The organism is uncultured Abyssibacter sp., assembly GCF_964000955.1.
Lineage (GTDB): Bacteria > Pseudomonadota > Gammaproteobacteria > Nevskiales > OUC007 > Abyssibacter.
The window spans coordinates 1-5,954 of sequence record NZ_CAXFCL010000099.1 but is presented as its reverse complement, the minus strand read 5'-3'; the positions used below and the strand labels follow the sequence as shown (position 1 = coordinate 5,954).

Sequence of the window (5,954 nt, the reverse complement as noted above, 5' to 3'; positions counted from 1 at the left end):
TCGACGTTCAGGCCGAATTGCAGCGTGTCGGCATGAGTTCGCTGGAGGACCTGCTGCGCCAGCAGCGCGACCTGCTGGATGCCCAGTCGCGTCATGCCGGCGCCAGGGCGCAGGCGGTCGCCGCATGGTCCGCGGCGCAGGCCTTGATGGGCACCGACCCGGCCGATTACGTGACCGAAATCAGTCGCTGAGATTCGCCCCGCCGTCGTCCGCACCGGTTTCAGATTCCACTGAACGACTGCATGCCGGATCGGGTCCAACAGACAGGCGGGCCACGTTCACTGACATCAACCCTTAACCATCAGGAGCACAACGACATGACAACAATCGATATCGGCATCGATGCCGAAAGCAGAGAGAAGGTGGCGGAAGGCCTGAAGCGTCTGCTGGCGGATTCCTACACGCTTTATCTGCAGACGCACAACTTTCACTGGAACGTCACCGGCCCGCAGTTCCGTGAACTGCATCTGATGTTCGAGGAGCACTACACCGAACTGGCCGACGCGGTGGATGACATCGCCGAGCGCATCCGCACGCTGGGTGTGGCCGCACCCGGCACGTACAAGGAGTTTTCGCGATTGAGCTCCATCGACGAGGTCGAGGGCGTACCCGGTTCCGAGGAGATGGTCGATCTGCTGACCAAGGGTCACGAGCAGGTCGTCAAAACCTGTCGGGAAGTGCTCAAGCTGGCGCAGGATGCCGACGACGAGTCCACGACCGCACTGGTGTCCGACCGCATGCGTATTCACGAGAAGACCTCGTGGATGCTGAGAGCGCTGCGCCGCTAGAGTGTCGTGACAGGACGCTGACGTCCTGAACGGGGTCGGATGGGAGCTGCCCTGGCGGTATGCTCTCTCCGATCCCTGACCCGTCCGGCGTGTCAGGGCCGCAGACACCGACGGACAGATTGGCAATGAGGATTCGGGCGGCCGAAAAACTGGGCTGGATGACGCGAGGCTATCTGCTGGCCTTGATCATCATTGCCTGTCTGGCGACGGGACAGATGGTCGTGAAGCGGCTATCGCTTCGCGCCGCGGCTTCCAGCGCCACGGTGGTCAACATCAGCGGTCGGCAACGCATGCTGAGTCAGCGCATCGCGCTGTACGTCAGTCGGTATCGCAATGAACTGGCGCTGGGTGAAGCAGGGCCGCCGGAGACGCGGGATGAACTGCGAAAGGCGACGGCGGAATTTCTGAACAGTCATGAGGACCTGACGACAGGGAGCCCCGGTCGAGGTGTTCCGGCGCCAAGGCGCGACAATGTCCTGGATGCCTATTTCTCCGGTGAGCCGTCGCTGGATCGGATGGTCCGGGAGTATGTCAATCAGGCGCATCTGGTGCTGGCCGCGAGTACGGTCGCTGAAACCGCGCAGTTGAGCATTTTCGGCGATCTACCGACCGAATTGCTGGGCCGGCTCGATCAGGTCGTCGGCATTTACGAACACAACGCACGTGAGGACGTGGCACGAATCGACCGTCTTCAGGTCTGGTTCTGGCTGCTGACCTTGCTCACCCTGGTACTCGAAGGCCTGCTCATCTTTCGGCCGATCGTGCGGCGAACGCATACCGCCATTCAGGCCAGGGAATTGGAACGGACGCGACTCGCTGACGCCAACGCGGAACTGAAGGAGTTCGCCTATCGCACGTCGCATGATCTGGTGGCGCCGCTGACGTCGATCCAGGGCGTTGTTCACGCCGCGCGCCTGCTTCTGGATCGTGGGGATGACGAAGGAGTCCGGCGGGCGCTGGCGCTGATCGAGGACAGCGCGGCGCGCGCGCGCATACTCATCCGTGATATCAAGATGGTGACCGTGTCGGATGTCGACATGGCGCTGGCCCGGATGGACGAGATTCGGGCGATCGTGGAAGAGGTTCGCGACGACCTGCTTGCTCAGGCACGATCATGCGATGTGGTCATTGACACGGGCCTGGTGGATGCTGGTCGCGTCGAGGTTTCGGCGACCGCTGTCCGCAAGATGGTTCACAATCTGCTGGCGAACGCCATTGCGTATGCCGATCCATCGTCGGATGGTGTTCAGGTCAGGGTGACATTGACCAAGGATTCAACGAGCTTGCGGATAGCGGTGGAAGACAACGGAGTTGGAATCGAACCTCAACGTCGGGATCGCCTGTTCCAGATGTTCGAGCGATTTCGCCCCGATCTCGGCAACGGATCTGGCCTCGGCTTGTATCTGGTCAGGAAGCTGGCCCAACGGCACGGTGGCGATGTTCGCTACGAGCCGCTGCCACGCGGCAGTCGGTTTACCGTGATTCTTCCCGCTGCTCGGAGCATTCCCCGATGAAGTCGCTGCGATACATGCTTGTCGAGGATCAACCCGCCGACCAGTTCTACACCAAGGTTCTGATCGAGAGTCATCAGCCGGACTGCAGTCTCACCGTTGCCGACGATGGTGAGCGCGCTCTGGAGATACTCGAGCAGCAGAACGTGGTCATCGAGGGCGAAACCCCTGGCCCGGACGTGATTCTTCTGGACATCAACATGCCGCGCATGGACGGTTTCGAGTTTCTGGAAGAATTCACGAGCAGGGTGCAGCGGGGTGAGCTGCGCCAGCGGCCGGTCATCATCATGCTGACGAGCTCCGACGACGTCAGTGACCGCACGCGCGCGAGCCGATTCAGTTGCGTCAAGGGGTACCTGACCAAGCCCATCGATCTCAAACGGCTGGATGGCACATTGACGACGGTTCTTGCCGAACGGGATGGCGACGACGGCTGATGGCGTTTTGGCCGCTTCGCCGATGGTCGGGCAAGCAGATGATCGTCACGGCGATCGCCGCCGGGGTTGTGGGCACCGCGCCGGCATCGACGGTCTACATTTGCCGGGATAAGGATGGACACCAGTCGATTCAGGATCGACCCTGCACCCCACATGCGGCATCTCGGATCGTGGAGGTTGAACAGCGCGCTTTGGGGCGCGTCGAATCCGGTCATTCCGGTAGAGCCACGTCGGGTGCGGCGCCGAAACAACGTGAGATTGATCGAGGCTGGACTGGCCGCGAAGCCTCCCGCTGTCGGCAGTACCAGGAAGGCAAGCTTCAGGTGCACGCCCGGATGCGGGCAGGTTATTCGATTTCGGAAGGCGAGCGGCTACGGGCAGGTCTGGACAAGTTGAACGGCTTGCTTACGACCCACTGCGGGAAGATTCCTCAGCAATACTGGATTCAGGGCAATGCCAGTGACGATCCACCCGCGTAGACAACGGTTGACGCGTCTACTTGCCTGATGAATTCAGGCTGTCGGAATTTTCATTCAGCCATTCGACGAGCGCCGAACGGCGATTGATGCCGAGCTTGTCGTACACCTTGTAGAGATGCGTGGATGCGGTGGATGGCGCCATGTCCAGTCGGCGTGAAACTTCCTTGAAGGTCATGCCGGATGCAATCAGGCGTGCGACCTCCAGTTCCCGCGGTGACAGATTGGGCAGCCGACGATCAGGGCGTGCGCGCAGTCGGATGTAGGGCGTACCGGGCTCCACATAGAAGAACAGGCCTTTCCAGGTCATGCCGTGGCGCAAGGTTGCCGGCGACTGATCGATTGGCATCGGAAGCGTTTGCGCATCCCAGTCGGGTTGGCTGCGTCGCAGCAGCGTCACGAAACGCTCGTTGGCGTGCAGCACGTGTCCCTCCGCGTCTACCGTGGCGTGCCCCAGTTCGTCGTCACCGTCGCTGCGGGCGTCCGCCACATACATTTCATGCTCGTCGTGGAGCTCGGTTGCGGTTTGCAGTGTGGAGCACATGGCGAGAGCGATCTTACTCGGCAGAGTTTTGGCGTTAGGCAGCAGATGCAGTGTGAAGCGATGTTTCCGAAGCGATTCGCCAAAGCCCACTTCCTGCGAAGTTACGCGGTCACCGGCCATCCCGCTCTGGTCACGCTCCCACGAACAAATCGTGGTCCATTCATCATCGCCCATGGCGACATCCCAACGAACCGCCGCAAGGCCATATTCCTCGGAAAAAACTGCGGCGACCTCGTCAAAAACCGTGGTCTTCCCGTTGCGCACCGCCAGTTGCAGCGCATTGCGCTGGCAGTTGAAAAAACGTCTCCATATGCGCTCCATCGACAAACTATCCGTAGTGCTTTCTTTGCCTCGTAATTCTTACGACCGTAGTTCTTACGATCATATACATTACGATAGGCGAGTCCCGATCGAAATGCTGTGATGTGGTCGACTAACCTCCAAGAGGTGCGACCATGCGCATCCTATTTTTTGCAATTTCGGCTCTTCTGGCTAGCACGGTTGCCAAGGCGGGCCCTGTAGGAAATCTCCTTGGTGCGCTGTCGGGAAATGATTCCGTCTCCACCACGCAGCAGTCTGCAGGCGGCGCCATTCCGCTGCTTGGGGCGACGCTGGCCTCACTGCGCGGCACCACCACGAATCTGGGCACGGGACTCGCCGGATTTTCAGCGAATGCCGGCTCCGCGCCGCTGCCGGGCCTGGGGGCGGCCGACGGTCCGTCGGACGGGTTCCTCGACATCACCGTGTTCGAGACTGGTCCCGATGGCTCCGGGTATCCGGTGCTGCTGGAACTGGGCGAGGCGGTGATCGACCAACCTTTGGCTGATCTGTTGCTGGGGCAGTTCCTGGGACTTGGTGACCAGAACAACAGGCTGGACGTGGCGGTGCTGGGCGGCAATGAAGTCGGCAACACCGGCGACGACGGTCTGCTGGGCACGGCCGTGCTGTCCGGTGCCGATGTGGGCAACGGTGGTCTGCTGGGCATTGGCATTCTGAACGAGGACGGCACCGGCACCGGTGGCCTGCTCGGGCTGGCCGTGCTGAGCGGCAACTACGCCGGGGAGGGTGGAGCGCTGGGTGTCGGCATCCTCAACGAGAACAGTTCCGGCAACGGTGATCAGCTCGCCGTGGGCGTGCTGTCCGGCACCGATTCCGGTCAGTCTGCCGAAGGTCTCGGCATCGGTTTGCTGAACGACGGTGATGCACTGCACATCATGTACGGCGGTGACACCGTGCTGACGCTGGACGCGGTCGGCTCGCAGCTCGCGAGCCTGTTGCCGATCGGGGAGGTCTACGACGGCATCTGGATCGGCACCGGCGAGGACGTCACCAGCGCCAACGGTCTGCTGAACGTCGGCGTGCTGGCGGGTGACAACGCGGGTTCCGGTGGTCTGATTGGCGTCGCGGTGCTGTCCGGTGACGATTCCGCACAGGGCAGCCTGATTGGCCTGGGCGTGCTCAACGGCGACGACAGCGGCCACGGAGACGGTCTCGGTGTCGCGGTGCTGTCCGGTGATCACAGCGGCGACGGCACGCTCGGTGCCGGCGTGCTCAACGGCAACAACTCCGGTAACGGTGATCTGATCGGCGCGGGTGTACTGAACGGCGATGACAGCGGCAATGGCGGTCTGATTGGTGCCGGCGTGCTCAACGGTGAGGATTCGGGCAATGGCGGTCAGATCGGTGTCGCGGTGCTTGGTGGCGACGACAGCGGTAACGGCGGAACCCTTGGTGCCGGTGTGCTCAACGGTGACGGTTCCGGTAACAGCGGCGTCATCGGTGCAGGCGTGCTCAACGGCGATGATTCCGGTAGTGGTGGTTCGCTCGGTCTCGGGCTGATCAACGACACCGATGCTGTGCCGGATGACGGCAACGGCGGTGATGGCAACGGCGATTCCATCATCGACGTCGCGACCAATCCCGACGAGGGGTCCACCGGCGCGGACAGCGAAGTTCGTGAATCCGGTGCCGAACTGCTCTGTGGTGTCGCCGAAGAGCTTACTACTCGCGCAGACCTGAATTGCGGCGAGTCAGTCGACACCAATGTCTGAGGGTGCAGGTTGACAGCAGACTGATGCACGAGGTGGATGAAATCGATATCGCGGACGGTATCAGCGCCCGCCTCGAATACCTTTGTTGCCTGACCGAGGCGCTGAGGGAGAGGGTCGGTGTTGATGGAGCGGCGGGCACGGCCGTGG

The 5,954-nt window shown here is 61.8% G+C and carries 7 protein-coding genes; 6 read left to right on the top strand and 1 reads right to left on the bottom strand.

Annotated features, from left to right (window positions below):
- The 5 genes from ABNS06_RS04675 to ABNS06_RS04655 form a co-directional block, all read left to right on the top strand.
- On the top strand, positions 1-191 hold a 191-nt coding region (locus tag ABNS06_RS04675), incomplete at its 5' end, for a hypothetical protein (protein ID WP_348672869.1).
- 126 nt (positions 192-317) lie between these two features.
- A complete protein-coding gene (locus tag ABNS06_RS04670) occupies positions 318-788 on the top strand; it encodes a Dps family protein (protein ID WP_348672868.1) in 471 nt (156 codons plus the stop codon).
- A gap of 125 nt (positions 789-913) precedes the next feature.
- Positions 914-2,302 carry an ATP-binding protein gene (locus tag ABNS06_RS04665; RefSeq protein WP_348672867.1) on the top strand — a complete coding sequence of 463 codons (1,389 nt, stop codon included), beginning with the start codon at positions 914-916 and terminating at the stop codon, positions 2,300-2,302.
- Positions 2,299-2,736, top strand: a complete 438-nt coding sequence (locus tag ABNS06_RS04660) for a response regulator (protein ID WP_348672866.1) — start codon at positions 2,299-2,301, stop codon at positions 2,734-2,736. The genes ABNS06_RS04665 and ABNS06_RS04660 overlap by 4 nt, the downstream gene beginning before the upstream one ends.
- Positions 2,736-3,215: a hypothetical protein gene (locus ABNS06_RS04655; protein ID WP_348672864.1), complete on the top strand. Its 480-nt coding sequence runs from the start codon at positions 2,736-2,738 to the stop codon at positions 3,213-3,215. Before ABNS06_RS04660 ends, ABNS06_RS04655 begins: the two co-directional genes overlap by 1 nt.
- A gap of 16 nt (positions 3,216-3,231) precedes the next feature.
- On the opposite strand, the gene ABNS06_RS04650 is transcribed toward ABNS06_RS04655, so the two are convergent.
- Positions 3,232-4,077, bottom strand: coding sequence for a helix-turn-helix transcriptional regulator (locus ABNS06_RS04650; protein ID WP_348672862.1), 846 nt, complete (start codon positions 4,075-4,077; stop codon positions 3,232-3,234).
- 134 nt (positions 4,078-4,211) lie between these two features.
- On the opposite strand from ABNS06_RS04650, the gene ABNS06_RS04645 reads away from it, so the two are divergent.
- Positions 4,212-5,807: a hypothetical protein gene (locus ABNS06_RS04645; protein WP_348672861.1), complete on the top strand. Its 1,596-nt coding sequence runs from the start codon at positions 4,212-4,214 to the stop codon at positions 5,805-5,807.
- Positions 5,808-5,954: the final 147 nt, after the last annotated feature.

Bases quoted from the DNA above. Each gene is read 5' to 3' on its own strand.
- ABNS06_RS04670 (WP_348672868.1), top strand. From the start codon at position 318: ATGACAACAATCGATATCGGCATCGATGCCGAAAGCAGAGAGAAGGTG.
- ABNS06_RS04665 (WP_348672867.1), top strand. From the start codon at position 914: ATGAGGATTCGGGCGGCCGAAAAACTGGGCTGGATGACGCGAGGCTAT.
- ABNS06_RS04660 (WP_348672866.1), top strand. From the start codon at position 2,299: ATGAAGTCGCTGCGATACATGCTTGTCGAGGATCAACCCGCCGACCAG.
- ABNS06_RS04655 (WP_348672864.1), top strand. From the start codon at position 2,736: ATGGCGTTTTGGCCGCTTCGCCGATGGTCGGGCAAGCAGATGATCGTC.
- ABNS06_RS04650 (WP_348672862.1), bottom strand. From the start codon at position 4,077: ATGGAGCGCATATGGAGACGTTTTTTCAACTGCCAGCGCAATGCGCTG.
- ABNS06_RS04645 (WP_348672861.1), top strand. From the start codon at position 4,212: ATGCGCATCCTATTTTTTGCAATTTCGGCTCTTCTGGCTAGCACGGTT.